At 59.5% G+C, this 25084-nt stretch carries 27 protein-coding genes; 17 read left to right on the forward strand and 10 right to left on the reverse strand.

The features are described 5' to 3' along the window. The first annotated feature begins 84 nt into the window (after positions 1 to 84). Positions 85 to 612, forward strand: a complete 528-nt coding sequence (locus tag KZO83_RS12295) for an ankyrin repeat domain-containing protein (protein WP_247621026.1) — start codon at positions 85 to 87, stop codon at positions 610 to 612. 86 nt (positions 613 to 698) lie between these two features. Here KZO83_RS12295 and glnK read toward each other — a convergent pair whose 3' ends face one another. The 3 genes from glnK to KZO83_RS12310 all read right to left on the reverse strand — a co-directional run bounded on the left by glnK (position 699) and on the right by KZO83_RS12310 (position 2812). Then, a complete protein-coding gene (gene glnK, locus KZO83_RS12300) occupies positions 699 to 1037 on the reverse strand; it encodes a P-II family nitrogen regulator (protein WP_011508453.1) in 339 nt (112 codons plus the stop codon). A gap of 158 nt (positions 1038 to 1195) precedes the next feature. After that, a complete protein-coding gene (locus KZO83_RS12305; RefSeq protein ID WP_247621027.1) occupies positions 1196 to 2446 on the reverse strand; it encodes an ammonium transporter in 1251 nt (416 codons plus the stop codon). 27 nt (positions 2447 to 2473) lie between these two features. After that, entirely contained in the window at positions 2474 to 2812 is a 339-nt protein-coding gene (locus KZO83_RS12310; protein ID WP_011508451.1) for a P-II family nitrogen regulator, read from the reverse strand. Positions 2813 to 3068: 256 nt separating this feature from the next. Here KZO83_RS12310 and KZO83_RS12315 point away from each other — a divergent pair, with 256 nt between their 5' ends. Next, positions 3069 to 3422, forward strand: a complete 354-nt coding sequence (locus KZO83_RS12315) for an accessory factor UbiK family protein (RefSeq protein WP_247621028.1) — start codon at positions 3069 to 3071, stop codon at positions 3420 to 3422. 159 nt (positions 3423 to 3581) lie between these two features. Next, positions 3582 to 5096, forward strand: a complete 1515-nt coding sequence (locus tag KZO83_RS12320) for a YifB family Mg chelatase-like AAA ATPase (protein ID WP_247621029.1) — start codon at positions 3582 to 3584, stop codon at positions 5094 to 5096. Here KZO83_RS12320 and KZO83_RS12325 read toward each other — a convergent pair. From KZO83_RS12325 to KZO83_RS12340, 4 genes are all read right to left on the reverse strand, one after another. Further along, the gene (locus KZO83_RS12325; RefSeq protein ID WP_247621030.1) at positions 5093 to 6142 is read right to left on the reverse strand and encodes an Lnb N-terminal periplasmic domain-containing protein; all 1050 of its coding nucleotides are present in this window, start codon (positions 6140 to 6142) and stop codon (positions 5093 to 5095) included. The genes KZO83_RS12320 and KZO83_RS12325 overlap by 4 nt on opposite strands. A gap of 2 nt (positions 6143 to 6144) precedes the next feature. Continuing rightward, complete coding sequence (locus tag KZO83_RS12330) at positions 6145 to 7254, reverse strand: pyridoxal phosphate-dependent aminotransferase (RefSeq protein ID WP_247621031.1); 1110 nt, start codon at positions 7252 to 7254, stop codon at positions 6145 to 6147. Positions 7255 to 7326: 72 nt separating this feature from the next. After that, positions 7327 to 7818 (reverse strand): hypothetical protein, encoded by a 492-nt coding sequence (locus KZO83_RS12335; protein ID WP_247621032.1) that lies wholly within the window; start codon positions 7816 to 7818, stop codon positions 7327 to 7329. Beyond that, entirely contained in the window at positions 7815 to 8816 is a 1002-nt protein-coding gene (locus tag KZO83_RS12340) for an alpha/beta hydrolase (protein WP_247621033.1), read from the reverse strand. The genes KZO83_RS12335 and KZO83_RS12340 overlap by 4 nt, the downstream gene beginning before the upstream one ends. 232 nt (positions 8817 to 9048) lie before the next feature. On the opposite strand from KZO83_RS12340, the gene KZO83_RS12345 reads away from it, so the two are divergent. From KZO83_RS12345 to KZO83_RS12355, 3 genes are all read left to right on the forward strand, one after another. After that, positions 9049 to 11253 (forward strand): malate synthase G, encoded by a 2205-nt coding sequence (locus KZO83_RS12345; RefSeq protein WP_247621034.1) that lies wholly within the window; start codon positions 9049 to 9051, stop codon positions 11251 to 11253. A gap of 227 nt (positions 11254 to 11480) precedes the next feature. Further along, on the forward strand, positions 11481 to 11897 hold the full coding sequence (locus KZO83_RS12350) for a hypothetical protein (RefSeq protein WP_143748557.1): 417 nt from the start codon (positions 11481 to 11483) through the stop codon (positions 11895 to 11897). Positions 11898 to 11986: 89 nt separating this feature from the next. Next, on the forward strand, positions 11987 to 12499 hold the full coding sequence (locus KZO83_RS12355; RefSeq protein ID WP_097021408.1) for a cytochrome b: 513 nt from the start codon (positions 11987 to 11989) through the stop codon (positions 12497 to 12499). Positions 12500 to 12579: 80 nt separating this feature from the next. Here KZO83_RS12355 and KZO83_RS12360 read toward each other — a convergent pair whose 3' ends face one another. After that, entirely contained in the window at positions 12580 to 13032 is a 453-nt protein-coding gene (locus KZO83_RS12360) for a DUF411 domain-containing protein (protein WP_097021407.1), read from the reverse strand. Between the two features lie 307 nt (positions 13033 to 13339). Here KZO83_RS12360 and KZO83_RS12365 point away from each other — a divergent pair, with 307 nt between their 5' ends. The 6 genes from KZO83_RS12365 to KZO83_RS12390 all read left to right on the forward strand — a co-directional run bounded on the left by KZO83_RS12365 (position 13340) and on the right by KZO83_RS12390 (position 19054). Next, a complete protein-coding gene (locus KZO83_RS12365; RefSeq protein WP_097021406.1) occupies positions 13340 to 13816 on the forward strand; it encodes a cupredoxin domain-containing protein in 477 nt (158 codons plus the stop codon). 9 nt (positions 13817 to 13825) lie between these two features. Then, positions 13826 to 14491, forward strand: coding sequence for a response regulator transcription factor (locus tag KZO83_RS12370; RefSeq protein ID WP_097021405.1), 666 nt, complete (start codon positions 13826 to 13828; stop codon positions 14489 to 14491). Next, positions 14478 to 15809, forward strand: a complete 1332-nt coding sequence (locus tag KZO83_RS12375; RefSeq protein ID WP_247621035.1) for an ATP-binding protein — start codon at positions 14478 to 14480, stop codon at positions 15807 to 15809. Before KZO83_RS12370 ends, KZO83_RS12375 begins: the two co-directional genes overlap by 14 nt. Before the next feature lie 70 nt (positions 15810 to 15879). Next, positions 15880 to 17676 (forward strand): copper resistance system multicopper oxidase, encoded by a 1797-nt coding sequence (locus KZO83_RS12380; RefSeq protein WP_097021404.1) that lies wholly within the window; start codon positions 15880 to 15882, stop codon positions 17674 to 17676. 9 nt (positions 17677 to 17685) lie between these two features. Next, entirely contained in the window at positions 17686 to 18450 is a 765-nt protein-coding gene (locus KZO83_RS12385) for a copper resistance protein B (RefSeq protein WP_097021403.1), read from the forward strand. Between the two features lie 184 nt (positions 18451 to 18634). Further along, positions 18635 to 19054, forward strand: a complete 420-nt coding sequence (locus KZO83_RS12390; protein WP_097021402.1) for a PaaI family thioesterase — start codon at positions 18635 to 18637, stop codon at positions 19052 to 19054. A gap of 7 nt (positions 19055 to 19061) precedes the next feature. Here KZO83_RS12390 and KZO83_RS12395 read toward each other — a convergent pair whose 3' ends face one another. Beyond that, positions 19062 to 19445: a DUF423 domain-containing protein gene (locus tag KZO83_RS12395; RefSeq protein WP_247621036.1), complete on the reverse strand. Its 384-nt coding sequence runs from the start codon at positions 19443 to 19445 to the stop codon at positions 19062 to 19064. A gap of 181 nt (positions 19446 to 19626) precedes the next feature. On the opposite strand from KZO83_RS12395, the gene KZO83_RS12400 reads away from it, so the two are divergent. The 4 genes from KZO83_RS12400 (at position 19627) to trmB (ending at position 23053) form a co-directional block, all read left to right on the forward strand. Beyond that, positions 19627 to 21108 carry an alanine/glycine:cation symporter family protein gene (locus KZO83_RS12400; RefSeq protein WP_040240075.1) on the forward strand — a complete coding sequence of 494 codons (1482 nt, stop codon included), beginning with the start codon at positions 19627 to 19629 and terminating at the stop codon, positions 21106 to 21108. Positions 21109 to 21164: 56 nt separating this feature from the next. Further along, positions 21165 to 21365 carry a sulfur carrier protein ThiS gene (thiS, locus tag KZO83_RS12405; protein WP_075368797.1) on the forward strand — a complete coding sequence of 67 codons (201 nt, stop codon included), beginning with the start codon at positions 21165 to 21167 and terminating at the stop codon, positions 21363 to 21365. Between the two features lie 79 nt (positions 21366 to 21444). Next, complete coding sequence (locus KZO83_RS12410; RefSeq protein WP_178999039.1) at positions 21445 to 22245, forward strand: thiazole synthase; 801 nt, start codon at positions 21445 to 21447, stop codon at positions 22243 to 22245. Between the two features lie 58 nt (positions 22246 to 22303). Next, complete coding sequence (gene trmB, locus KZO83_RS12415) at positions 22304 to 23053, forward strand: tRNA (guanosine(46)-N7)-methyltransferase TrmB (protein ID WP_247621037.1); 750 nt, start codon at positions 22304 to 22306, stop codon at positions 23051 to 23053. Between the two features lie 375 nt (positions 23054 to 23428). Here the strand turns inward: trmB and KZO83_RS12420 are convergent, their stop codons facing one another. Next, positions 23429 to 24343 (reverse strand): AEC family transporter, encoded by a 915-nt coding sequence (locus tag KZO83_RS12420; RefSeq protein ID WP_247621038.1) that lies wholly within the window; start codon positions 24341 to 24343, stop codon positions 23429 to 23431. Positions 24344 to 24461: 118 nt separating this feature from the next. On the opposite strand from KZO83_RS12420, the gene KZO83_RS12425 reads away from it, so the two are divergent. Beyond that, complete coding sequence (locus KZO83_RS12425) at positions 24462 to 24953, forward strand: hypothetical protein (protein ID WP_247621039.1); 492 nt, start codon at positions 24462 to 24464, stop codon at positions 24951 to 24953. The last annotated feature ends 131 nt before the right edge of the window (positions 24954 to 25084 follow it).

Raw genomic sequence — 25084 nt, forward strand, 5'->3', positions numbered from 1 at the left:
GCTGAAGAGTGGCGCGTCGCGTGAAATGGCATGCTACGCTCGATACCAGGTGTCACACGGAGATATCACAAGGAGCACGTCACGATGTCGGACGATCACGACACCGGCAACGCCGAGCTGGATGAGGCCACGATTCGCTTGGCCACGGAGATCTTCAATAGCGCACGCAACGGCGAGGCGGAAAAGCTACGCGGCTGGCTGGCTCAAGGGCTGCCGCCCAACATGTGCAACGACAAGGGCGACAGTTTGTTGATGCTGGCCAGCTATCACGGGCATCTCGAGGCCACGCAACTGTTGCTTGAGCAGGGCGCCGATCCCGAGATGTACAACGACAACGGCCATCATCCCCTCTCTGGCGCGTCCTTCAAGGGCGACCTGGCCATGGCCGAGCTGCTGGTGTCGCATGGCGCCTCGGTCAACGCCCGCTCTCCCGACGACAAGACGGCATTGATGTTTGCCGCCATGTTCGACAACGCCGAGGTCGTCGACTTCCTGCTGGCCCAGGGCGCCGACCCCAATGCCATCGACAGCCGTGGCATGACGGCACACGAACTCGCCTCGGCGATGGGGGCGACCAAGACGCCCGCGATGCTACCCGGCGCTCATACCTAACGCCCATGCCCTGAACACGACAATGCCCCTGGCTGCGCAGGGGCATGACGAATCAGAGGCGGCTTCAGCCAGCTGGCTGAGTGCGCTTACACCGCGTCCTTGCCGGTTTCTCCGGTGCGGATACGGATGACCTGTTCGAGCGGCGATACAAAGATCTTGCCGTCGCCGATCTTGCCGGTGTTGGCCACCTGCGTGATGGCGTCGATCACCTTCTCGATCATGTCATCGTCGACGGCGACCTCGAGCTTGACCTTGGGCAGGAAGTCGACCACGTATTCGGCCCCACGATACAGCTCGGTATGACCCTTCTGACGGCCGAAGCCCTTCACTTCCGTGACGGTAATCCCCTGGACGCCGATCTCGGACAACGACTCACGAACGTCGTCGAGCTTGAACGGCTTGATGATGGCGGTCACCAGTTTCATCGTCTTTCTCCTCGCATCGTATATGCGGGTGGCGTATACCACCCTCGATTATGCCCAACGATCATGCTTTCAAGCATACACCGCTGGTCGCGGGATTAAAAAAGGCCCCCCGAAGGGGGCCAGGGGAGCACGCCAGCTCACTCGGTACGTCGGCTTGCTTACTTCTTGCCGACGGAAAACTCGGGATAGGCTTCCAGACCGCATTCGGCCAGGTCGACCCCTTCGTATTCTTCTTCTTCACTGACTCGCACGCCCATCGCGGCCTTGATGATCAGCCATACGATCAGGCTGGCGATGAAGCACCACAGGAAGATGGCGAGGGCGCCGATGATCTGAGCGCCGAAGGAGGCACTGGCATTGGTAAGAGGCACCACCAGAACACCCCACAAGCCGGCCACGCCGTGCGCGGAGATAGCACCCACCGGATCGTCGATCTTGAGCTTGTCCAGCGCCACGATGGAGACTACCACCAGCAGCCCGCCGACAGCACCGATGAGCGTGGCGCCCAGGCCGGTGGGGGACAGCGGGTCGGCGGTGATCGCGACCAGGCCGGCGATGGCACCGTTGAGCGCCATGGTCAGGTCCGCCTTGCGGAACCAGATCTTGGCGAGGATCAGCGCGGCAATCACCCCGCCCGCGGCGGCGGCATTGGTGTTGACCAGCACCTGCGCCATGTTATTGGCGGAATCGATGTTGGAGACCATCAGCTCGCTGCCACCGTTGAAGCCGAACCAACCCATCCACAGGATGAAGGTCCCCAGCGTCGCCAGCGGCAGGTTGGCGCCGGGAATGGCGTAGATCGCGCCGTTCTTGCCGTATTTGCCCTTGCGCGGCCCGAGTACCAGCACCCCGGCCAGGGCCGCGGCCGCGCCCGCCATGTGGACGATGCCCGAACCGGCATAGTCGGAATAACCCAGCTCGGCGAGCCAGCCGCCGCCCCAGGTCCAGTAGCCGGACGTCGGATAGATGACGGCGGTCATCACCACGGCGAAGGCCAGGAACGCCCAGAGTTTCATGCGCTCCGCCACGGCCCCGGAGACGATGGACATGGCGGTCGCCACGAACACCACCTGGAAGAAGAAGTCGGCACGGTTGGAATAGTAGATGTCGCCGTTGCTGCCCATCACCTGGTCGACGGTGTTCTCGCCGCCCAGCAAAAAGCCCAGGCTCGGCAGGAAGCCGCCAGCGCCACTGGAATACATCAAGTGGTAGCTGAACAGTAGATACATGGTGCAAGAGATGGCGAACAACACCACGTTCTTGGTCAGAATTTCCGCCGTATTCTTGGCGCGGACCAGGCCCGCTTCGAGCATGGCGAAGCCGGCGGCCATCCACATGACCAATACGGCGCAGACCAGGAAGTAGAAGGTGTCGAGCGCGTACGATAGCTGCGTAATATCTTCAGTCATTTATTGTGTCTCCCTTCAGCCCTTGCCTTAAACGGCGTCGGCTCCGCGTTCACCGGTGCGGATACGAATGACGTCTTCGAGTGGCGTGACGAATAGTTTGCCGTCGCCGATCTTGCCGCTGTTCGCGGCATTGCTGATCGCCTCCAGCACGCTTTCCAGTCGGTCTTCTTCCACGGCGATTTCTATTTTTACCTTGGGAAGGAAGTCCACGACGTATTCGGCGCCGCGGTAGAGTTCCGTGTGACCCTTTTGGCGCCCAAATCCTTTCACTTCTGTGACGGTGATCCCTTGGACGCCGTTGTCGGCCAGCGCCTCGCGGACATCATCCAGCTTGAAAGGTTTGATGATGGCGGTAATGAGCTTCATGCCAGTTCTCCCGTTGTCGGCTTTCGCCTCTCGGGACGTACGCAGAAGCCATGCCATATTGGCTATGTATCATTAAAAACAGCCGGTTACGGAGGGGCGGGGAGCCGTAGCATTATGTGGTGCCCAAACATGGAACACGCCGCGCCAGCTTTTGGTGCGTGACGCTGGCATAGCTGCACCAATATGGCGCATGCGTATTTCGTCGGCCTTGCGTATGCTGTGGCGAGAAGGAAACGTTCAATCCGAGGGAACTCTCATGGCGACACACGACCTCTTCTCACGTCTCGCACAGCAAGTCGGCGACCGGCTCCAGGACGCCTCGCACGCGCCGGAAGACATTCAGCGCAGCGTCCAGGGTGTGATGCGCGGCGCCTTCGATCGCATGGAGCTGGTCTCGCGTGAGGACTTCGATATCTTGATGGAAGTGCTGCAGCGCACGCGTTCGCGTGTCGAATCGCTCGAGGCGCAGGTCGCGGCCTTGGAAGCGGCGCTGGACGTGGGCCAGAGTGCGCCGGTGGCCGCCGCCGAAGGCGCCGAGCCGGCGACCGCACACGACGCCAAGGACGACGCCGACGAGGCAAGCGCGTCCGACACTTCCCGCAAGAGCTGAACGCCGCTCGATCACGAATGCCGTCTCGGTCGAGACGGCATCGCGCCTTTTGCCTCTTTCTTGCCGATAGGCCCTCTCGCCGCCTTTCGCAGCGCGTGCGTTACCGTAGTCAATCAATTAGTGTATACGCATATTTTGATGTGACCGGAAGGAGGCTGCATGGCGCTTGCCATCATCAATACGCGTGCCGGCTTGGGGCTGGAGGCGCCGGATGTGCTGGTCGAGGTGCATCTCACCAACGGCCTCCCCGGGCTGGCAATCGTCGGACTGCCGGAGGCGGCGGTCAAAGAGAGCCGCGAGCGGGTGCGCAGCGCTCTGATTAATGCCGGTTTCGACTTTCCCACGCGACGCATCACGCTCAACCTCGCCCCGGCGGATCTCCCCAAGGAAGGCGGACGCTTCGATCTTCCCATTGCGCTGGGCATTCTGGTGGCCTCAGGGCAGATTCCCGGCGAGGCGGTGGCGGATCTCGAATGCCTGGGCGAGTTGGCGCTGGATGGCAAGTTGCGCCCCGTGCGCGGGGTGCTGCCGGCGGCCCTGGAAGCGCGTCGCGCCGGGCGTGCTCTGTTGCTGCCCGAGAGCAATGCCGATGAAGCGGCGTTGGCCGGCGACCTGGACGTCCTCCCCGCCGCCGACTTGCCACAAGTCGTCGCCCACTTGCTCAAACAATCGCCGATTACGCCGCACCAACTTGGTGAGCGGCCTGCACCGCGCTTGGCCGAGCCCGACCTCGCCGAGGTGCGTGGCCAGCAGCAGGCCCGGCGGGCGCTGGAAGTTGCCGCCAGCGGTGGCCACAATCTGCTGTTCGCTGGCCCGCCGGGTACCGGCAAGACCATGCTCGCCAGTCGGTTACCCGGGATTTTGCCGCCCCTCCAAGAAGATGAAGCGCTGGAAGTGGCCGCCGTGCGCTCGGTATGTGGCCTGCCGATCCTAGAACGCTGGGGGCAGCGGCCGTTTCGTACCCCGCATCACACCGCCAGCGGTGTAGCGTTGGTAGGCGGTGGCGGCAAGCCCCGCCCGGGAGAGATTTCACTGGCGCATCACGGGGTGCTGTTTCTGGATGAATTGCCGGAGTTCGACCGGCGTGTGCTGGAGGTGCTACGCGAACCGCTGGAATCGGGCCAGATCGTCGTCTCGCGGGCGTTGATGCAGAGTTGCTTTCCCGCTCGCTTTCAACTCGTTGCGGCAATGAACCCGTGCCCGTGCGGACATCTCGGTGATCCGCGCAAAGCCTGTGTGTGCACGCCGGCCCAAGTGCAACGCTACCAGGCCCGTATCTCGGGCCCGCTGCTCGACCGTATCGATCTGCAGGTGGAAGTCCCCGCGCTGCCTGCCGCGCAACTCACCGAACAACGCAGCGGCGAAAGCTCCGAGGTCGTTCGCCAGCGTGTTCTCGCTGCCCGCCAGCGCCAAGCCCAGCGCGGCGCGCTCAACGCTTATTTACCCAGCAGCGCGCTGGAGGACCTCTGCGCGCTGGATGGCCAGGAACGCACCTGGCTAGCCGACGTGCTCAATCGCCTCAACCTCTCCGCCCGCGCCTACCACCGCGTGCTGCGCGTCGCCCTGACGCTCGCCGACCTTGCCGAGGAGCCCCGCCCCCGACAGCCGCAGTTGATGGAAGCCATCGGCTATCGTCAGTTGGATCGGCTGATCGGTGGCAATGGAGGGGCTTAGTTGTCGGCGTCGTAGGAGGGCGCGTCGGTGCCGGGGATGCCGTCGCGAATGCGGGCAGAGAAATCGTCGGCGTGGTTCGCTTTCAGGGCGCGGGCGTTGATGTGGCCCTTGGCCCTTAGTTCGGCGAAGGGAACCTCGGGTGCCAACGCGCCGACGCTATGTACGTACTCGGGCAGGTAGCCGGATAGCAACAGTCGGTAGTCGAAGGGCAGACCGGGGACGATGCGTTTCATCATGGCGTAGACCAGCGTGGTGCAGTTGGAGGTCAGCGTGTTGTAGTAGTGCGGCTCGCGTTGTAGCTGGTGAGCCTCGTCGAGGTAGGCGCGAAACAGATCCTGCATGACCGGCTTGGGCATCTGCACGCGATACAGGTAGACGTCTTCGCCGCGCGTGTTGGTGCGCACGCGCACGATATCGCGCTCGTCGGCGGCGATGATGCTGACTTCGTATTCCTTGAAGAAGCCGCCCAGGGTGGAGAAGGCTTCGCCGCGTTCCTTGCGTATCTCCACCGAGAACGTCAGGTAACGCCCGTCGTCGAAGCCGAAGCTGACCAGCGTGTGGGCGATGGCCGGCCCCATCCAGTAGGACACCAGCAGATCGACCGAGCGCAACTGGTCCAGGTCGTAGTGGCGGGTTTCCCAGCGCTCATCGAAATCCTGCGGGGTGCGCCATTGGAAGTTACGCACGTTGTTGACGGTGACGCGGTTGTCGTCTTGTGGTGTGCCGCTGACGATATGCGCGACATCCGGCGCCCAGTCGCGCTCGGTGGCGGGTTGGATCGTCCACCACCAGATGCCGAGCACGAGGTACATGGCTAGATAGCCGAGCAGGGCGCGTGCCGGCCAGCCCTTGAGGAACAGCCCCATGCAGCACGCCAGCGCGGCGACGATCCACAGCCCCGCCACGCCGTAACGCAGCACGGTGGGACCAGGAAGTCGATACCACAGTGCCAGCACCGCCCAGCCGCTGCTGGCGACGATGAGCAGTGCCAGCACGCCAGCGATGAGCCAGTGCCACAGTGAGACAAGCCAGCCGGGGCGTGCCATGCTCAGTGTTGTACCTCGAGCGCACGTTCCAGCGCGGCCAATCGACCGGGCGCCAGGGCGTCCTCGAGCGTGCTGATGCGCAGTACGTGGCCCAGCGCGGGATGCGCGGGACGGTGCACGAGTGTGCCGGCCTCGAGTAGTTCGCGATGGACGCGGGCGGCGAGCTCCGCGTCCGGTAGGCGCACGGCGATGAAGTTGGTGGCGCTGGGCGGCACGTCGGCGCCCAGCGTGCGCAGATGCTCGGCCAGGGCCTCGCGGCGGGCGATTACGTCGCGGATGTGCTGTGCGGTTTCCTCCGGGTGATCGAGTACGGTTTCGGCGGCGGCCAGTGCCAGCGACGACACCGCGTAATGAATACGCACCTTGTGCATCACCTCGATCAGCGCCGGTTCGGCGATGGCATAGCCGATCCGCAGGCCGGCCAAGCCGTGTGCCTTGGAGAAGGTGCGCAGGCGCACCACGTCGGACCAGACCTCGCCTGTAGCGGGAGCGTCGGCATCGTGACGGAAGTCGTGATAGGCCTCGTCGAGCAGCAGTGTGCAGCCCTCAGGCAGAGCATCGCGCAGCGCCAGGACATCGGCGTCGCTATGCAGGTGGCCGCTGGGATTGTCGGGATTGGCCAGGTACACCACGCGGGCGTTATCGCGCGCTGCGCGGGCGGCCAGGGCGTCGAGGTCAGGCGCCAGCACGCCGGGGGCGTCGTGATAGTCGACCTCGACCAAGCGGCAGCCCTGGCCTTCGGCGAAGTAGCGAAAGGTGGGGTAGGTGCCCGCGCTGGCGACCACCGTGCTGCCGGGATCGCACAGCGTGCGCAGGGCGAGCGCCATCAAGCTGTCGGCGCCGGCGTCGATGACTAGCGCCTCCAACGGCGTGCCGAGCTGGGCATTCAGGCGTTGGCGCACCTCCATGGCTTCGGCGTCGCCGTAGGCGCGGGCAAGCGTGGCGACCTCCTCGCCGAAACGCGCCTTGAGTGCCTGGTGAGGCATGTCCAACCCTTCGTTAGAGCCCAGGCGATGGGGTACCTCACGGCCCAGCTTGCGTTCCAGCGCCTTGAGGCCGGGGAAGGGATTGTGCGGGCCGGAACGATCAAGGTGGCGAGCGTGACGCGACATGCGAAACTCCTGAAACGCAAAAGGATCATTGTGCGACCGAGACGCGCTGGGTACAACGTGACATGCCTCGGTTTACAGCGCGCTGGCGTCCAGAGCTCCGGAGAGCGTGGCGCGCCAACTGGGGGCGTCTTGGCCGGGACGGCGCAAGGTGATTTCCCACTGATAGGGACGCAACTCTCGATCGGAGAGCCGCAGTACGCCGTTGCCTTGGAGCCGACTCTCGAGTACCCAGTGATTGTCCGGCGCATCGTCGGCCAGCATGCCCGGCGTCCAATCGAGGACTTGGGGGCCCTCTGCCTGTGCCAGTAGGGCGCGGCCCAGGGTTTCGGTGAGTCGCCCCGGCGCGATGCCCAGCGCAGGCGATACCGTCGGCGCTGCCAGCATCACCACCATATCCTGTGCGTCACCCGACCAGGGCGGCGATTCGAGCAGGGCCTCGGCGGCCTGGTTGCTCATGCCATATACCGCCTGACGCATGTCGTCGGGCGGTGCGTCGCCAAGCCCGGCGCATCCCGCCAACAGCAGGCATAGTGCGATGATGTCGGCGGCGCGGGCATGCTTCATGGTGTTTCCTGGGAGCAAGGGTCGGCGCTGGATAGTGCGTCGTGCGGGCCGAGCCGGCGCTCGTAACCCGCCAGGAAACCACTCAGTTCATGGAAGAGAGGAGTACGAATCGGCTTGGCCTCGTTGACCAGATGGTGGCGTGCCTCCGGATGCCGATGGACATCGGCATTGGGGAATTTGTCCGTCAGCGTTTCCAGGTTCCACTGCCAGTCTACGGTAAAGTCTTGTTCGCCCTGGAGGATCAGCACCGGCAATTCGCTGGGCGGCATGGACATCAATAGGGGAATCCAGTCGCGCATGGCGCTGACCCAGGTCAAGGCTAAGCGGTCGGGCTGCAAGGGGTCGCCGCGGCGCAGAAAATCGGCGAAGCCAAGATCGGTGGTATTGGGGCGAAACCGGCGCGGCACCGAGCGCACGAAGGGGCTAACCACACGGTGCAGCCAACTGGATTGCTGCCAGCCCCAGGGACGCACCAGCGGTGCCAGTAGCGCGAGGCCGTCCCAGTGTGTCTGATGGCCGTGGGTCAGGGCGTCGGTGGCGAGAATCGACGCGCCGGTGCTTTGGCCGATGCCGATCCAGGGGCCATCGGCCAGGCCGAGACGCGTGACCTCCTCGGTCAGCGCGCTCAGACAGCCGACATAGTCGCTGAAGTCGTCGATGGAAGCGCGTGCGCCGCTGGAGAGCCCGTGCCCCGGAAGATCCCACATCACCACGCGCCAGCCACGCGCCAGCAGCAGTTTGAGAAGGTGGCGGTAGAGTCCTAGGTGATCGAAGTAGCCGTGCACGACGAACGCCGTGCCTTGCGGTTTGGGCGGGCTCCATACCTGCGCCCACAACTGAAACCCCCGGGCCTCGAAGAAGCCGGCATGTAGATCGGTGTTCTCGGTCAACAGCGACGCTAAGCGGTAGTGCTCGAGATAGGCACTCATCGCCGGCGACACAGGGCGTGCCATCGGCGTCAGCTGGCCTAGCTGTTTCAAGGGGGTAAAGTCGTTCATTCAATTCTCCCGGTGCGTTCCATGCTAGCGTCCGCGCGGTCCCCGAGGCTATAGGCAAGTGATGGCCGGGCCCATTTTTTCAGGTCTTGCACGGCATGTGTCAGCATTTGCATCGCTTTCTTCTGTGATGAAAAACGACGCTCAGACCAATGGTGGAGATGACAGCGCGAGGATTTACGTCTAATTTGTGGAATTATTTTCCACGTTTGAGGCGACACCCGAGGAGAGCCGCATGACAGACCGTACGACACGCCATCGTTTGCAGGTGGCCAGCCAGCTCGATCGTTTCATCAACGACGAAGCCTTGCCCGGTACGGGTGTCGACGCCGAGGCCTTCTGGGCCGGGTTCGATGCCTTGGTCCACGACCTCGCGCCTACCAATCAGACGCTACTGGCCGAACGCGAGCGGTTGCAGGCTGAACTGGATGCGTGGCACAAGGCCCATCCTGGTCCGGTGCAAGACATGGATGCCTATCGCGCCTTCTTGAAGGACATCGGCTATTTGGTCGAGGCGCCGGCGAAGGTGCAGGCGACGACCGCCCATGTCGACGACGAGATCGCTCTCCAGGCCGGGCCGCAGCTAGTGGTGCCGGTGAGCAATGCGCGCTACGCGCTCAACGCCGCTAACGCGCGCTGGGGCAGCCTGTACGATGCACTCTATGGCACCGATGTGATTCCCGAGACCGATGGCGCCGAGAAGGGACAGGACTACAACCCCAAGCGTGGTGCAGCAGTCGTCGCCTATGCGCGTGGTGTGCTCGATCAGGCCGCGCCGCTGGCCGAGGGGTCGCACGCCGAGTCGAGTGGCTACAGCATCCGCGACGGCAAGCTGGTGGTGCAGTTGCAGGGGGGCAGCGAAACGACGTTGGCACGTCCCGCTCAGTTGGTGGGTTACCAAGGCGAGATGGAAGCACCCACCGCGGTACTGCTGGCCAACCACGGCCTGCATCTGGAAGTGCAGTTCGACGCTACGCATCCCATCGGCAAGACCGACCCGGCGCGCATCAAGGATGTCCTGGTCGAGGCGGCGGTGAGCACGATCATGGACTGCGAGGACTCCGTGGCCGCAGTGGACGCCGAGGACAAGACGCTGCTCTATCGCAACTGGCTGGGGCTGATGAAGGGCGATCTCGAAGAGCGCTTCGACAAGGGTGGCAAGACCGTGACGCGGCGTCTCAACCCGGATCGCGACTACACGGCACCACAGGGCGGCCAGGTGCGCTTGCCTGGACGCTCGCTGCTATTCGTGCGCAACGTCGGCCATCTGATGACGACCCCGGCGGTGCTCGACGGCGAGGGCAACGAGATCCCCGAGGGCATACTGGATGGCGTGATCACCAGCCTGCTGGCGATACACGACCTCAAGAAGCGCGAAGGTGAGGCAAGTAACTCGAGGGCGGGCTCGGTGTATATCGTCAAGCCGAAGATGCACGGGCCCAAGGAAGTCGCCTTCTCCAACAGCCTGTTCATGCGCATCGAGGACATGCTGGGTCTACCCCGCGACACGCTCAAGATGGGCATCATGGATGAGGAGCGCCGTACCTCGGTCAATCTCAAGGCGTGCATCAATGAAGCCGCCTCGCGCGTGGCATTCATCAATACGGGCTTTCTGGATCGCACCGGCGATGAGATGCATACCGCCATGGAAGCCGGTCCCATGCTGCGCAAGGGCGACATGAAGGGCGCTACCTGGATCGGTGCCTACGAGAAGAACAACGTGCAGACCGGTTTGGCGTGTGGCCTGCGCGGTCGGGCGCAGATCGGCAAGGGCATGTGGGCGATGCCGGAGCTGATGGCAGCGATGATCGAGCAGAAGATCGGCCATCCCCAGGCGGGCGCGACCACGGCCTGGGTGCCCTCACCCACGGCGGCGGTGCTGCATGCGCTGCATTATCACCAAGTCGACGTCGCGACGATTCAGCGTGAACTGGAAGCCAAGCCGAGCGACGACCTGCTCGACGATCTACTCACCGTGCCGGTGGTCAAAAGCGCGGCTTCAGGCGCTAACAAGAACCCGAGCTGGGCCGACGACGAGATTCAGCAGGAACTGGATAACAACTGCCAGGGGATCCTCGGCTACGTGGTGCGCTGGGTCGAGCACGGTGTGGGCTGCTCCAAGGTGCCGGACATCCATGATGTGGGGCTGATGGAGGATCGTGCGACGTTGCGTATCTCCAGTCAGCACATCGCCAACTGGCTGCATCACGGCATCGTCAGCGAAGCGCGGGTGCGCGAGACGCTGGAGCGTATGGCCAAGGTGGTCGACGACCAGAACGCCCACGACCCCGACTATACGCCGATGACCTCGCACCTGGCGGAGTCCAGCGCCTTCCAGGCGGCATCCGACCTGATCGTCAAGGGACGCGAGCAACCGGCCGGCTACACCGAACCGCTGCTGCACCATTGGCGAGCGGTGCACAAGGCCAAGTTGGGTTGATCTGAACTGGGCGCCGAGGCTAACTCTTTCCTCGGCGCTCACCATCTGAGCCTGGCATCCCGCTTTCTGTCATGTCAGGCTTTTTGCCGATTTTGAACGCAAAAGTTTGGCGAGCTACGTCGCTCGTCAGGCTGCACATGGTTGCCGCATAGTGTAAGGGTGTTTTTAATACTCATTTCAGCTTTATGGGATATAAAGTATTTGTACCCAATGAAATGAGGTGTGCCATGAAAGTGAAAATGATTGCATTGACAGCTTTTATCTCCAGCGTGTTAGCAATTCCTGCTGTTGCGAGCGTTGGTCATGACGGTGGCGTTCCCGTGCTAGAAGATGGTATTTCATCGAGTCAGATGATTAGCAATGGCAACGAAAACCGATACACCGTGCCTATTGATAAGCCGACTACTTTAACAGTAACAAGTGAGCACTATGCTGGTAGCTCTAGCCGTGGAAACTATCTGAAGGCGGTGCTCTATGACGCATCAGGAGAAATGGTTGCCGCAGCGTCAGATCCTGATGGGCACTTTTCTCTTGTCAGGTCATTAGAGCCAGGAGATTATCAGCTTATGGTTACTGGAAGCACTACCATGGGAGGCGCTCATGAAAGTCGGAATATCTACCAACTCCACACCCAATATCAATAAGTGATGCATGGTAAATTAAGGGCCGGCTGATTGGGGTTGGCCGGTTCTTCTTGTAGTGTGCAATCCTAAAATAGCATGGGGTGTGGATAATGAAGGCAACGGACTCATATAAATACTATGGTGTTGTTAGTCGCGTATTGCATTGGATAACTGCAATATTGGTCATTATACAGCTAGCCGATGTATATATGCGTAGTTGGGACCCCAAGAATATTTTTAGTCAGTATGTACAGCCGTGGCATATGACGATAGGGGTTTCTATTTTGGGGGTAATGTTGCTCCGCATGATCTGGTTGTTGGTGCAGAGAAAGCATAGGCCACGAAGTAGAAGTATAATGGTAAGGTTTGGGCATTTTAGTATATACGTTGTTCTGATCGCTATCCCGTTGAGTGGCTTATTGCAAGGTTATCCCGTTTTAGTTTTTGATACTCTTCTGACAAAAGGTCTTGACACAAAATGGGATACGATTTTTCAGGAGCTGCATGGCCCACTTGCTTATATACTGACAGCGTTGATTGCAGGACATGTGTTTATGGCGATATTGCATCGCCTAGTACATCGTGACGGAACTTGGGAAAAAATGATAGGGAAAAATCAATAGCTTTGGTTAAGAATTTGTCGTGTGTAAAAAAGGAGGGGAGATGCCCCCCTCTAAAAGCCAGGCTGCGATGAAAATATTTTCTAAAAAGTCATGAAAGAATGGTCTTTATTATTTTTAAATTCATAGATTTTAAAGGGTGCTTCTTGAGCCCCGGGCATGCCTGGGGATCCTTTCGGCATGCCGACAAGGCCAATGCCATTTATATCTGGTTGTTTAGAGAAAAGCGTTGCTAGTGCTTTCTTAGGAACGTGACCCTCGATCCAATACTTACCCATTTTAAGGGTATGGCATGAAGCCAAATTCTTGGGCACTTCTGCTCGCTTCTTGATGCTATCCAGCGCAACATCATCCACGATCGTGATCCTGACACCTTGCGTTTCAAGGTAATGTGCATAAGCTGTACAACAGTCGCACCTGGGGTCTTTGTAAAGAATTGCTTCATCAGGTAGGTCGTTTGCCGACACTGCCCCTGTTGCCAAGAAACTACATGCCAGTAGTGAAGCAAGGAGTTGTTTAATGCCTGTATCCTTCATGAGGCCCCCTGAAAAGGTACTTAATAAGAGAAGCAATGCTTAATCCAATAAGCAAAAGTAATGTTAGTGGCATAAGCCACCCTATCCATCCCATTGAGCCCATTAAAGCGAAACATTCTGAATTCATCATGAAAATCCTCTTGGCAGTGCTATCCTAAGGTAAAGAGTACAGCCTTTGTGTAGCCCAAAGGTCAAGCTGTAGAAATGATCATGGCTTGTTTGTTAGCAAACTAAGTAGATGTATTCAGGATCATTTCAGGTTGTGCCTCTATAAAGGGTAGACATCCACTTTTGTAGGAGAACACTGATGTATAAGAAGCATCTGGTATCAAGCCTTTTGGCAATCTCGTTGAGTACGCTGGCGGCGGCTTCCTGGGCCTCGGCCGGGCATGGAAATAGCGAAAAGGTGAGTGACGCTGACGTTGATCGCACCATCACGGTGGAAGCGGGAGACATGTGGTTTGATCCTGAGGACATTGAGGCCTCTACCGGGGAAACCATTAAATTCGAGATCACTAACACGGGTAGTATAGAACACGAGTTCACAATCGGAGACGAGTCTGCTCAAGAGGAACATCGTGATATGATGCAAGAAATGAGTGAAGGCGATGGGGGACACCATATGTCGGAAGGTGGTGATGGCATGGCTTCGGTGACCATTGAACCCGGTGAGACCAAAGAGCTGGTTTGGACAGCTCCTGACAGTGATAAAAGCTTAGAGTATGCCTGCAACATCCCAGGTCATTATGAGTCAGGCATGTATGGTAATGTTACAGTAAAATGATGTGAATATATGAGACTGTTGCTTCTCGAAGATGATGATCTGCTTTCCGAAAGCCTGGCGGAAAGCTTGAAGGACAACGGTTACCTCGTTGACGTGGCCGACTCTATAAAGGCGGCCACGTCGCTTGCGGCAACCGAATGTTATGAACTGGCTGTTGTCGATATTGGGCTGCCTGATGGTTCTGGGCTTGAATTGGTTGCACATTGGCATAAGCAAAATCGTGACATGCCTATTTTGGTTCTTACGGCAAGGGATACTTGGGAAGATAAAGTGTCTGGATTAGAAACTGGCGCAGATGATTATTTGACAAAGCCGTTTCATGAGGCCGAGTTATTGGCGAGACTTAAAGCATTGCTTAGGCGTCGCTCTGGTAGTGTATCTCAAATATTGACAGTTAACGGGGTTTCCTTAGATGAGGCTGGGCAGTCGGTTTGTACAGAAAGTCTTCCTTGGCGTTCGCTAACGGCAACTGAATTTCGACTGTTGCGTTATCTAATGCACCATCCCGATCGTGTGCATTCTAAAGATCATTTGCTCGATCAACTTTATGCGCTTGAACAAGATGCAGCTGAGTCTAATCTGGTGGAAGTGTATGTTGCCCGGCTGCGCCGGTATTTAGGTAAGGCGTTGATACAAACACGCCGCGGCCAGGGGTACTTATTTGTATCGCATTGATTGGCATAGCTTGCGGTTTCGCCTGCTAGCTTGGCTAGGAAGCGTGGCGCTTATAGTCGTGGTCGTGACATGGTTGATGCACGGCTTTTTTTTGGAAAGTATCGCCAAGGACTTTCTTGGTGAGCGCCTGCGTAGAGAGGCCGATCATGCTGTTTCTCAGTTGGGTGAAGAACGTTCCCTGGTCCCTGAGTCATTACAGTCTGTGAGCAAAAGTTATCAGGTTTTTCACCACCTGTATGTGCTGTCTATTGGCGATAGTGTTAGTGCCTCGGATCCGAAGTGGCAGACAAGACTTTCTCCACTGCTCGCAAGTGACCGTGATTCCTTGGTAGAAGTAGAAGAAGGGGGGCGCCACTTACTGGTCTATCGTCGCCATTTTAGCTGGGAAGATAGTAACGGTGTTTTGCTTATTGGGGAAGACTTTTCACAAGTGGAGGCTGGGCTTGCAACCTTGCATTGGTGGGTGGGGGCGGTCGCAGGAGCCTTGTTAATAGTATTGATAGTGCTTAACATGTTGGCAGTCAATCGTGGCTTGAAGCCATTGAGGGAACTACGCGAACAACTTGATGCACTACAAGCGGGGCAGCGTCGGCGGTTCTCAGTATTGGTACCTTCCGAATTGAATGTCCTCGTCGAGCAGCTCAACCGTTTCATGGATGATATAGATTCACGCTTAAAGCACTCGCGTGAGTCGGCGGCGAATCTTTCTCACGCGTTGAAGACGCCATTGGCTGCCGTGACACAGGTGCTTCGTGGGAATCGGCCAATTGATGATGATCGACGCCTCAAGTTGCTCGTAAGGATAGAAAGTATTAATGCTCAGCTTGATGCTGAGCTGCGCCGCTCTCGAATCGCGGGTCCCAATATGGGGAGGGTGACTCATTTAATGAACGATAGTCCTCGCCTTATAGATATGTTTCGTGGTCTTTACCCGGAAAAAGAGTTCCAAATAACGTATTCTAATGTTGACCGGGATCAGATACCCATAGAGCCCCACGACTTTTCGGAAATGCTCGGTATATTATTAGATAATGGAGGTAAATGGGCGAAATACTATATTTGCTGTGATATAAGGTTATTAACAGAAATGCTAGTGATAACCGTCGATGATGATGGCCCTGGTGTGGTGGAAAGCGATTTGCCTAGGTTGGGCGAGCGGGGCAAGCGTTTGGACGAGCGCCATCCGGGGTATGGCTTGGGGTTGTCCATCTTGACTCAGCTAGCTGCGCGCTATGCTGGATACGCACAATTTTCCCATAGCTCACTTGGTGGGTTGCGCGCTAAGGTGACGCTGACCTTGGCAGAGGGGGCGAGGTAACAGTTCGTTCAGTTTTGATTCAGCTTGTTCTGGCAGGATAGGGCCATGTAAAACCTAACGGGAGTTGTACATGGCACGCTCACCTGTTGTATCGCGCCCCTTCTCGCGCCGCCAGATATTGAAAGGGGGGGCTGCGCTTGGGCTGGGCTCCGCAGCCGCTATGGGCATGAGTCCTGCCTGGGCCAATCCCTGGGGGCGCACAAACGTCTATTCCAAAGGCGTTGAAGAAGGGCCAGAGGTGGCATTAGCCATTCGCCGTGAGTCCATTCCGATTGACGGCAAAGAGGCTCGCCCCTTTAGTATTAACGGCAGCAGCCCCGGCCCGCTGATCCGCCTTAAGGAAGGCCAGGACGCCGTATTACGCGTCACCAACCTGCTCGACGAACCCACCTCAATCCACTGGCACGGTTTGATTCTTCCTTCCGGCATGGACGGCGTGCCGGGCGTCAGTTTTGCCGGTATTGAGCCAGGCGAGACCTTTACCTACCGCTTTCCCGTACGCCAGAACGGCACCTATTGGTATCACAGCCACTCGGGCCTTCAGGAACAGGTGGGGCATGTGGGGCCGCTGATTGTTGATGCCGCCGAGCGTGAACCCTTCCGCTATGACCGCGAGCATGTGCTGCTTTTGACTGACTGGACTTTCGAAAATCCTGCGTCGGTATTTCGTAATTTGAAAACCATGGAAGGCTATTACAACTTCCAAGAGCGCACGATGGCTGATTTCTTTGCCGATGTTCGACGTGAAGGCTTTTCAGACACGGTGGAAATGCGCCGAATGTGGTCAAAAATGCGCATGAGTTCGCGGGATATCGCCGATGTGACTGGCAGCACTTACACTTACCTGCTAAATGGCCGCGCCCCCGAGGAGAACTGGACGGCGTTGTTCAAGGCGGGTGAGCGCGTGCGCCTTCGAGTGATTAACGGTTCGGCGATGTCGTATTTCGATGTGCGCATTCCCGGCCTGAAAATGACCGTGGTAGCCGCCGATGGCCAGCCAGTGCAACCCGTGCCTGTGGACGAATTCCGCATTGGTGTGGCCGAGACCTACGACGTGCTGGTCTCCCCCGAAGACGATCAAGCTTATACGATCTTTGCTGAATCAATGGATCGCAGCGGCTACGCCCGTGCCACCCTGGCCCCACGTGATGGCATGCAGGCTGAAATCCCCAAGCGCCGCCAAATTGCCGACCGCGGGATGGAAGGGATGGCAGCTGGCGCAATGGTGGGCATGAAAGGAATGGATCATTCCGGCATGTCCAGAGATGACATGGAGGGCATGGACCACTCCAATATGTCCGGCGGAGACATGGAGGGCATGGACCACGGCAGCGGCGACGGCATGGCGAAAGAAAAAGCCAAGACGCGCGAGAATGGCATGCTTGTGGCCGGTGAGGCCCAGCCGGGCTCACGCTATGGCGAGGCAGGCATCGGCATCGACCCCGACGAGCGCCGTATGCTGGTCTACCGCGACCTGAAAGCCTTCACCCCATGGCCTGACCGGCGCGGCCCCGGCCGCGAGCTGGAGCTGCATTTGACCGGCAACATGGAACGCTACATGTGGTCGTTCGATGGCAAGAAATTCAGCGAAGTCTCAGGCCCTATCCACTTTGAAAAGGATGAGCGTCTGCGCCTGATCTTGATCAATGACACCATGATGGAGCACCCCATTCATCTTCACGGTATGTGGATGGAGCTGGAAAACGGCCAGGGTGAGTTAATTCCACGCAAGCATACCCTGAACGTGAAGCCCGGTGAGCGGGTCTCCGCGCTTATCACGGCAGATGCGGAAGGAAGCTGGGCTTTTCACTGTCACCTTCTTTACCACATGGAAGCTGGCATGTTCCGCGTTGTTCAGGTTTCTTGAGGAGGCAGTATGAAGATAAAACTTTACCTCGTGGGTGTGAGTGCGGCATTCATCTTTGCTTCCTTGGCTAAAGCTGATGATGGTTACGATGCTCCTGATGGCTGGCCATCCCCTATCGTGGAGCATAATCAAGGCACGGCACAATTTGATCGGCTTGAATATAGTATTCCGGAGAATGGTAAGGATGCCATGGTATGGGACTTCCAGGGGTGGTACGGCAGCGACGTTAACCGTATGTACGTAAAATCGGAAGGTGAAAATATTCAGGGAGACGGTGAAGACGCCGAGTTTGAGTCCCTGGAGCTACTCTATAGCCGGTTGATTGCCGATTTTTGGGAGCTGCAGGGTGGCGTGGGTTACCAAGGGGGTGTGTTCTCTGATGATCATGAAGAGCGAACCTACGGTGTCGTTGGGTTGCAAGGGGTTATGCCATATGAAATTGAGACCGATGTAGCCTTGCAAGTGAGTGACGAAGGAGATGTATCTGCTAGTTTCGAGGGAGAATATGACTTTCGACTTACTCAGCGACTCTATGTACAGCCACGCACGGAAATCGCCATGGCCGCCAATGAAGTCAAAGAATTTGGCGTTGGCGAAGGGCTAAACTCCGTGCGTGTCGGCATGCGTTTGGGTTATGAGGTGACCCGCCGCGTCGCGCCTTACGTGGGCGCTTACTGGGAAAAAGAGTATGGCGATACTGCGGATTTTTCCCGTGCAGGTGGGGACAGGACCGAAGATACCGGCGTAGTTGCGGGCGTCAGGTTAATCTTATAAGCCCTCCGGCGGATTCAGGGTAATGTCAGATGGTGTTTTGGAAGTGCATGAGCTTTGGCGCAAATACGTCTTGGGGGGACGGTGAGCCGGTGAGGGGCGCACGGTAGTGTGTGTTCGGATGATGTTGCGCTACCTTGATCACTGCGCTGCCGTCTCGAGCACCATTGCCAGGGGAGAATTTGCCATGACCGTGATGACCGCCGCCGCCATAGAGGAGTTCCTCGACGAGGTCTTTCCACAGCGACAAGGCACCATCGAAGGCGTGGGCGAAATGCGCGCGACCATGAGCTTGGCCATCGAGGATGAACATTTGCGCCCCGGTGGTTGTGTCTCGGGGCCCACGCTGATGGGGCTGGCGGATGTTTGCCTGTACGTGGCGATTCTGGCCCAGATCGGCCCGGAGCCGATGGCGGTGACCACGGACTTCAACTGCCACTTCCTGCGCCGCGCGCGCGGCGACCGCGATCTCATCGCCAATGCGCACGTCGTCAAGCTGGGCGAGCGCCTGGCGGTAGGCGAAGTGCGTTTGTTCCCCGCTGGCGACGAGGAACCGGTGGCAACCGTCACCGCGACCTATGCGCTACCCGAGCATGACGACGACTGACGTCGGCTCAATCAGCGAGGCGCTGACGCCAGGCGCATACCGCCAGCGTCAGCCAACCGGCCATCAGCAACAGTCCACCGAACGGCGTGATGGGCCCCAGCCAAGGGGCGCCGGTCAGGGCCAGTAAATACAGCGAGCCGGAAAACGCCGCCATCCCGATGCTCCATAGCCAGAGCACTGCCCGCTGCCCTTTAAGCGGTTGCTGTGCTCGCCAGATGAGCACTGCCATGGCGGCCAGGGTGTGCCAGGCCTGGTAACGCACGCCAGTCTCAAAGGCTTCGAGCAAGCGCGGTGCAACGTGGCCCTGCAGGCCGTGAGCGCCGAATGCGCCCGCCATGACCACGACCAAGCCGCTTAGGGCGACGAGTGTCCATCCACGACGCTTGTGCATGTCTCATCCTTTATCACTGACTACGCTGAAACGGTGAGTGAGCGCCGGAACGTCATCCCGGGGCTCGGTATCGCCGCGCTGGCGCTTACCCTATGGCGTCGCTTACGCCATGACAAGCCTCTCGGGATGGCGTATCGTCGCGGCCTTGCCGATCTCAAGAATCATAATGGAGCATTAATCCATGGACTCTCTCGCCAGTCTCGTCGCACCGCTGCACGATGCTATCTACGCGGTGATGACCCCTGTCAGCGATTTCATCTGGTCGTATATTCTCGTTTATCTCTTGTTGGGCGCGGGGGTGTTGTTCACCGTGCTGACGCGTGGCATGCAGTTTCGGCTGTTCGGCCACATGGCGCGCGTGACTTTCAATAGCCGTGGCGCGGGCGAAGGCGTCAGCGGGTTCCAGGCATTTGCCACGTCGCTGGCGGCGCGCGTGGGCACCGGGAACTTGGCTGGTGTGGCCATCGCGTTGTGGATCGGCGGCCCGGGGGCGATCTTCTGGATGTGGATCACCGCGTTGGTCGGGTTCGCCACCTCGTTCGTCGAGTCGACCCTGGCTCAGGTCTACAAGAAGCGCCACGAAGACGGTGTGTACCGCGGCGGTCCCGCCTATTACATCGAGCGCACGCTCGGCTGGCGTTGGATGAGTCTGCTGTTCGCCTTCTTCCTGCTGGTGGCCTATGGTCTGGCATTCAACGGCGCCCAGGCCAACACCATCGCCCAGGGCATGAATCAGGCTTTCGGCATGCCCAATTGGGTCACCGGTTTGATTTTGGTCGGTGTCGTGGCCGTGGTCATCTATGGCGGGCTCAAGTCCATCGCGCGCACGGCGGAGAAGATCGTGCCGATCATGGCCATCGCCTACTTGCTGGTGGCGCTGGTGGTGCTGGCGCTCAACATCACCGCAGTGCCGGATATGCTGGCGCTGATCGTCAAGAGTGCCTTCGGCTATGGACCCGCAGTGGGCGGCGCGGCCGGCTATGCCATCAAGACGGCGATGGAGAACGGCATCAAGCGTGGTCTGTTTTCCAACGAGGCCGGCATGGGCTCGGCACCCAACGCGGCGGCCCAGGCCAACGTCAAGCATCCCGCCGCACAGGGCTTGGTGCAGTCGTTCGGCGTATTCGTCGATACCCTGGTGATCTGTAGCTGCACGGCGGTGGTGATCCTGCTTTCCGGCGTCTACGAGAAGTTGATGGCCAATTCGCCGGGACAGGACATCGTCGGCATCCAGCTCACCCAGGATGCGATGGCGGATCACTTCGGCGGCTTCGGTGAGATCTTCATCGCCGTGGCGATTCTGCTGTTCGCCTTTACCTCGATCATTGCCAACTTCTCGTTCGCCACGGTCAATATCGAGTACATGTTCAAGCGCCACGCCAAGGGCGCGGTACAAGCGTTGCGCCTGGCCGTGCTGGCCATGGTGATGATCGGTTCGGTGTCGCAGTTGACCTTCGTATGGGACTTCGCCGATCTGTCCATGGGGCTGATGGCGACCACCAACCTGATCGCGATCCTGATCCTGGCGCCGATCGCCATGCGTGTGCTCAAGGACTACGAGCGCCAGCGTCGCGAAGGCGTCAAGGAGCCGCGCTTCGATCCCAAGATCCTCAAGCGCCCCGACCAGGTGGATGACGACGTATGGCCGTCCAAGGATTCTTGAGCACGGCATTTGGCGTTATAATGGCGACCTCTCCCCACCTAATGTGAGAGGCCGCCATGCACATTCAGCTCAACGGCGAGCATCGCGAGTTCGCGTCCCAGCTGACGATCAGTGAGTTGATCGATCAGCTCGCCTTGACCGGGCGCCGCATCGCCGTCGAAGTCAACGAGGAAATCGTGCCGCGCAGCCAGCATGCCGAGACCCGCCTGTCCCCGGGCGACAGTGTGGAAATCGTGCATGCCATCGGTGGCGGCTGATGTTACTCGCTCGCCGGTGCGCGGGGCCGCTTAGTGGCTCAGGCGTGTCGGCGGCTCCCTTTACGCCAGGAGGTACGTCATGTCCGCTGAGCAGCGCCAGGACATCCCATTGACCGTCGCCGGTCGCGTCTTCTCATCACGCCTGCTGGTGGGTACCGGCAAATACCGGGATTTCGACGAGACCGCCGCCGCCGTCGAGGCGAGTGGCACCGAGCTCGTCACCGTCGCGGTGCGCCGCACCAACTTGGGCCAGAATCCCGATGAGCCCAATCTGCTCGACGCTGTGCCGATGAGCCGTTACACGATCCTGCCCAACACGGCGGGCTGCTATACCGCCAAGGACGCGGTGCGGACCTGCAAGCTGGCCCGCGAGCTGCTCGACGGCCACAACTTGGTCAAGCTCGAGGTGCTGGGCGATGATGGCACGCTTTACCCCAATGTGGTCGAGACCCTCAAGGCCGCTGAGACGCTGGTCAACGACGGTTTCGATGTCATGGTCTACACCAGCGATGACCCTATCGTCGCCAAGGAGTTGGAGCGCATCGGCTGTTGCGCGGTGATGCCGCTGGGCTCATTGATCGGCTCGGGGCATGGCCTGCTCAATCCGGCAACGCTTGAGATCATCCTCGGCAATGCCGAGGTACCGATTCTCGTCGATGCCGGTATCGGCACGCCCTCGGATGCTGCGCTGGCCATGGAAATGGGCTGCGCCGGCGTGCTGATCAATTCTGCCATCGCCAACGCACGACAACCGGTGCGCATGGCGCATGCCATGAAACTGGCGGTGGAGGCAGGGCGTGAGGCGTATCTCGCCGAACGCATGCCACGTCGGGCATCGGCGAGCCCGTCGTCGCCCTTCGCCGGGCGCATCAACGCCTGAACCCTTTCGCGGCCCGCACGGCCTGCTTCGCTACCTGATCGACAACGCAGACTTGCCCATGAGTGATTCACCATCGTCTTCCCCCGAGAACGCCCCTGAGGCGGGCTCGGCGTCATCCTCGCGCCCACCGCGCGGTATCAAGAGTTATGTACTGCGCGCCGGACGCATGACCGTTGCTCAGTCGCGGGGGCTCGAAGAGGTTTGGCCGCGCCTGGGGCTAAGCGTGGCCGATGGCCGCCAGTCGCTGGAGACTGTGTTCGGTCGGCAGGCACCTTGTGTCGTCGAGATTGGCTTCGGCATGGGACAGTCGCTCGTCGAGCAAGCCGCCGCCAATCCCGAGACCGACTTCATCGGCATCGAGGTGCATGCGCCGGGTGTTGGCAAGCTGCTTGATGAAGCGGATAAGCGCGGCCTGACCAACCTGCGCGTGTACCGCGAGGACGCGTTGGAAGTGCTCGGTAAGTGTCTACCCGAGTCGAGCCTAACGGGGCTGCAGCTGTTTTTCCCCGACCCCTGGCCGAAGAAGAAGCACCACAAGCGGCGCATCGTGCAGCCGGCCTTCGTCGAACTGGTACGCACGCGTCTGGCGCCTGGCGGGTATCTGCACATGGCGACCGATTGGGAAGCCTACGCCGAGCACATGGTCGAGGTCATGGAGGCGGCGCCGGGCTATCGCAACACGGCGTCGGCTGAGAGCGCGCCCTATGTGCCGCGCCCGGAATTCCGCCCGCTGACCAAGTTCGAGAGCCGTGGCGAAAAGCTTGGCCATGGGGTCTGGGATTTGATCTATGCCCGTGAGGACGGATGAGCGCACGTTGCAGCACCGCTCTCACAGAACACTTTCAACATAGAACGCTGATTTCCTCGAAAACCGCTGCTTGCAGCGGTTTTTTCGATTCTGGCTGATCTGAATCACGTCACGGCGAGCAAGACGCTGGCAAAGTGCTGCCTGCCTTGGTCCTGTTCATTTCATGCCGCTCTGCGATGAACCTAAAAAAAGCCGCCCGGGTGGGCGGCTTAAAGACCGTGACTAGCTTGATGAGGAGATAACCATGGGCAGGAACCTGACATTCGCTGCTTAGGTCAGTGGCGCTTGGCGGCGCCACGGTTGTTAAGGTAAACCATTCTCATTTGAGTCGTCAAGCGTAACGAGAATATTTTTCAATTAGTCTCATCGGGAGGCTCAACTCGCCAGTGCCATCCATGCTGGCAGCGTCACCATGGCCAGCAGGGTCTGGCCGGTAATTAGCGCCGCCATCAGCTCGGCGTCACCGCCTAGCTGGCGGGCGAGGATATACGCCGAGGTGGCGGTGGGTAAGGCGGCGAACAGAAGAGCGATGTCGCGGCTCACTGGGTCGAGCCCGGTCAGCCAGGCTAGGGCCAGTACGATCACGGGGGTGGCGACAAGCTTGAGCGTGGCCGAGTACCAGAACGCATGCCCGCTGCCGACAAGGGCACTGGGTCGCAGTGCCACGCCTACGGCAATCAACCCTAGCGGAAGGGCGGCACGGCCAGTGAGTTCGACGGCGCTGCCCAGCCAACCCGGCAGACCGATGCCGGTGACATTGAGGGCGATACCGAGTACACAGGCCAGGATCAGGGGGTTACGCAACAGGGCAGCCAGGCTGCGCCCCAGGCTAGAAGGCCCCAGCGTGCCCGCGGCGATGAAACCGCTCACGCAGAGAATGTTGGCCAGCGGGACCATCAATGCAACGGCGACTGCGGCTACCGTCGCCCCAGCTTGGCCATGTAGCGCGGCGGCGCCGGCGACCCCTACGTAAGTATTGAAGCGCAGCGTGCCTTGTAGCACCGAGGTGAACGCCGATGGCGCCAGCGCGAGGCGATGACGCGCGCACCAGAGCCCCAGCGCGAACAGTGCCATGGTGCCCATCAATACCACGGCCAGGCGGATGACCGGCACCTGCGCCACATTCGCCGTAGCCAGCGTCGAGACCAGCATGGCGGGGAACAGCAGAAAGTAGATCAGCCGTTCCATCGCGGGCCAGAAATCGCCTCCGGGAAAACGCCGCCAACCCAGCAGGGCGCCGAGTAGAATCAGTAAAAACAGAGGGCCCAGGGCCCCAGTGACACCGCTCATTGTGCCTCCGCTTGAGCAACTTCATGGACACCGGACGCTGACTGCAGCCAAGCTCGCCGGGACACGAACTGGTAAGCTTAGCGCGATGCCCCTGGGTAATGGGATTCGACCTAACGATATGCAACATCATGATGAAGATCCGGTAAGATCGCCGCTGCTCAATCTACTGACGCTAGTAACGCTGATAACGGTTCTGGTAGCGGCTGGTTATCTCGCCGACTATTACCTGCGTGATTCGCGCGAGAACGTCACCTGGTATCCCCCGCGTATGCATTGCGATCTACGCGACGGGGCGTGCCGTACCGATATCGGCTTGAGTGGGACGTTGCGCTTCGAGATACACGGCGACTTCGCCTCGTACGAGCCGTTGACGCTGGATGTGCAGACATCCGGTATCGAGGTGGCGTCGGCGGTCGTGGAGTTCGTCGGACGTGACATGAATATGGGCCTTACTCGGGTCGAGCTGGAAGAGGTCGGTGATGGCCACTTCCGAGGCGTGGGCGAGCTCCGTCCTTGCACGGAAACGGTCATGCCGTGGCGGGCACAAGTGATTCTCACAACCCCTGAGGGGCAAGAGGGGAGCTGGTTCGATTTCGATATTCACCGCTAGGCACGGCATACCACGTGACGTTTGTCCACATTATGACAATTGCGCTTACCGTGCGGCTTGTGGGTAAGCCAACGCTTACTCCGTGTTTGCCTCTAGGGAGTGGTGTTTATTAAAAAATTAATTAAAACAAT

This window comes from Chromohalobacter moromii (assembly GCF_023091865.1).
Classification (GTDB): Bacteria; Pseudomonadota; Gammaproteobacteria; order Pseudomonadales; family Halomonadaceae; genus Chromohalobacter; species Chromohalobacter moromii.

Excerpts from the sequence above, each read along its gene's own strand:
- KZO83_RS12330 (WP_247621031.1), bottom strand. The coding sequence starts at position 7,254 with ATGTCGCGTCACGCTCGCCACCTTGATCGTTCCGGCCCGCACAATCCC.
- KZO83_RS12390 (WP_097021402.1), top strand. The coding sequence starts at position 18,635 with ATGACCGTGATGACCGCCGCCGCCATAGAGGAGTTCCTCGACGAGGTC.
- KZO83_RS12315 (WP_247621028.1), top strand. The coding sequence starts at position 3,069 with ATGGCGACACACGACCTCTTCTCACGTCTCGCACAGCAAGTCGGCGAC.
- KZO83_RS12365 (WP_097021406.1), top strand. The coding sequence starts at position 13,340 with ATGTATAAGAAGCATCTGGTATCAAGCCTTTTGGCAATCTCGTTGAGT.
- KZO83_RS12350 (WP_143748557.1), top strand. The coding sequence starts at position 11,481 with ATGAAAGTGAAAATGATTGCATTGACAGCTTTTATCTCCAGCGTGTTA.
- glnK (WP_011508453.1), bottom strand. The coding sequence starts at position 1,037 with ATGAAACTGGTGACCGCCATCATCAAGCCGTTCAAGCTCGACGACGTT.
- KZO83_RS12320 (WP_247621029.1), top strand. The coding sequence starts at position 3,582 with ATGGCGCTTGCCATCATCAATACGCGTGCCGGCTTGGGGCTGGAGGCG.
- KZO83_RS12385 (WP_097021403.1), top strand. The coding sequence starts at position 17,686 with ATGAAGATAAAACTTTACCTCGTGGGTGTGAGTGCGGCATTCATCTTT.
- KZO83_RS12305 (WP_247621027.1), bottom strand. The coding sequence starts at position 2,446 with ATGACTGAAGATATTACGCAGCTATCGTACGCGCTCGACACCTTCTAC.
- thiS (WP_075368797.1), top strand. The coding sequence starts at position 21,165 with ATGCACATTCAGCTCAACGGCGAGCATCGCGAGTTCGCGTCCCAGCTG.
- KZO83_RS12345 (WP_247621034.1), top strand. The coding sequence starts at position 9,049 with ATGACAGACCGTACGACACGCCATCGTTTGCAGGTGGCCAGCCAGCTC.
- KZO83_RS12370 (WP_097021405.1), top strand. The coding sequence starts at position 13,826 with ATGAGACTGTTGCTTCTCGAAGATGATGATCTGCTTTCCGAAAGCCTG.
- KZO83_RS12380 (WP_097021404.1), top strand. The coding sequence starts at position 15,880 with ATGGCACGCTCACCTGTTGTATCGCGCCCCTTCTCGCGCCGCCAGATA.
- KZO83_RS12355 (WP_097021408.1), top strand. The coding sequence starts at position 11,987 with ATGAAGGCAACGGACTCATATAAATACTATGGTGTTGTTAGTCGCGTA.
- trmB (WP_247621037.1), top strand. The coding sequence starts at position 22,304 with ATGAGTGATTCACCATCGTCTTCCCCCGAGAACGCCCCTGAGGCGGGC.
- KZO83_RS12360 (WP_097021407.1), bottom strand. The coding sequence starts at position 13,032 with ATGAAGGATACAGGCATTAAACAACTCCTTGCTTCACTACTGGCATGT.
- KZO83_RS12340 (WP_247621033.1), bottom strand. The coding sequence starts at position 8,816 with ATGAACGACTTTACCCCCTTGAAACAGCTAGGCCAGCTGACGCCGATG.
- KZO83_RS12410 (WP_178999039.1), top strand. The coding sequence starts at position 21,445 with ATGTCCGCTGAGCAGCGCCAGGACATCCCATTGACCGTCGCCGGTCGC.
- KZO83_RS12425 (WP_247621039.1), top strand. The coding sequence starts at position 24,462 with ATGCAACATCATGATGAAGATCCGGTAAGATCGCCGCTGCTCAATCTA.
- KZO83_RS12310 (WP_011508451.1), bottom strand. The coding sequence starts at position 2,812 with ATGAAGCTCATTACCGCCATCATCAAACCTTTCAAGCTGGATGATGTC.
- KZO83_RS12420 (WP_247621038.1), bottom strand. The coding sequence starts at position 24,343 with ATGAGCGGTGTCACTGGGGCCCTGGGCCCTCTGTTTTTACTGATTCTA.
- KZO83_RS12325 (WP_247621030.1), bottom strand. The coding sequence starts at position 6,142 with ATGGCACGCCCCGGCTGGCTTGTCTCACTGTGGCACTGGCTCATCGCT.
- KZO83_RS12400 (WP_040240075.1), top strand. The coding sequence starts at position 19,627 with ATGGACTCTCTCGCCAGTCTCGTCGCACCGCTGCACGATGCTATCTAC.
- KZO83_RS12335 (WP_247621032.1), bottom strand. The coding sequence starts at position 7,818 with ATGAAGCATGCCCGCGCCGCCGACATCATCGCACTATGCCTGCTGTTG.
- KZO83_RS12395 (WP_247621036.1), bottom strand. The coding sequence starts at position 19,445 with ATGCACAAGCGTCGTGGATGGACACTCGTCGCCCTAAGCGGCTTGGTC.
- KZO83_RS12295 (WP_247621026.1), top strand. The coding sequence starts at position 85 with ATGTCGGACGATCACGACACCGGCAACGCCGAGCTGGATGAGGCCACG.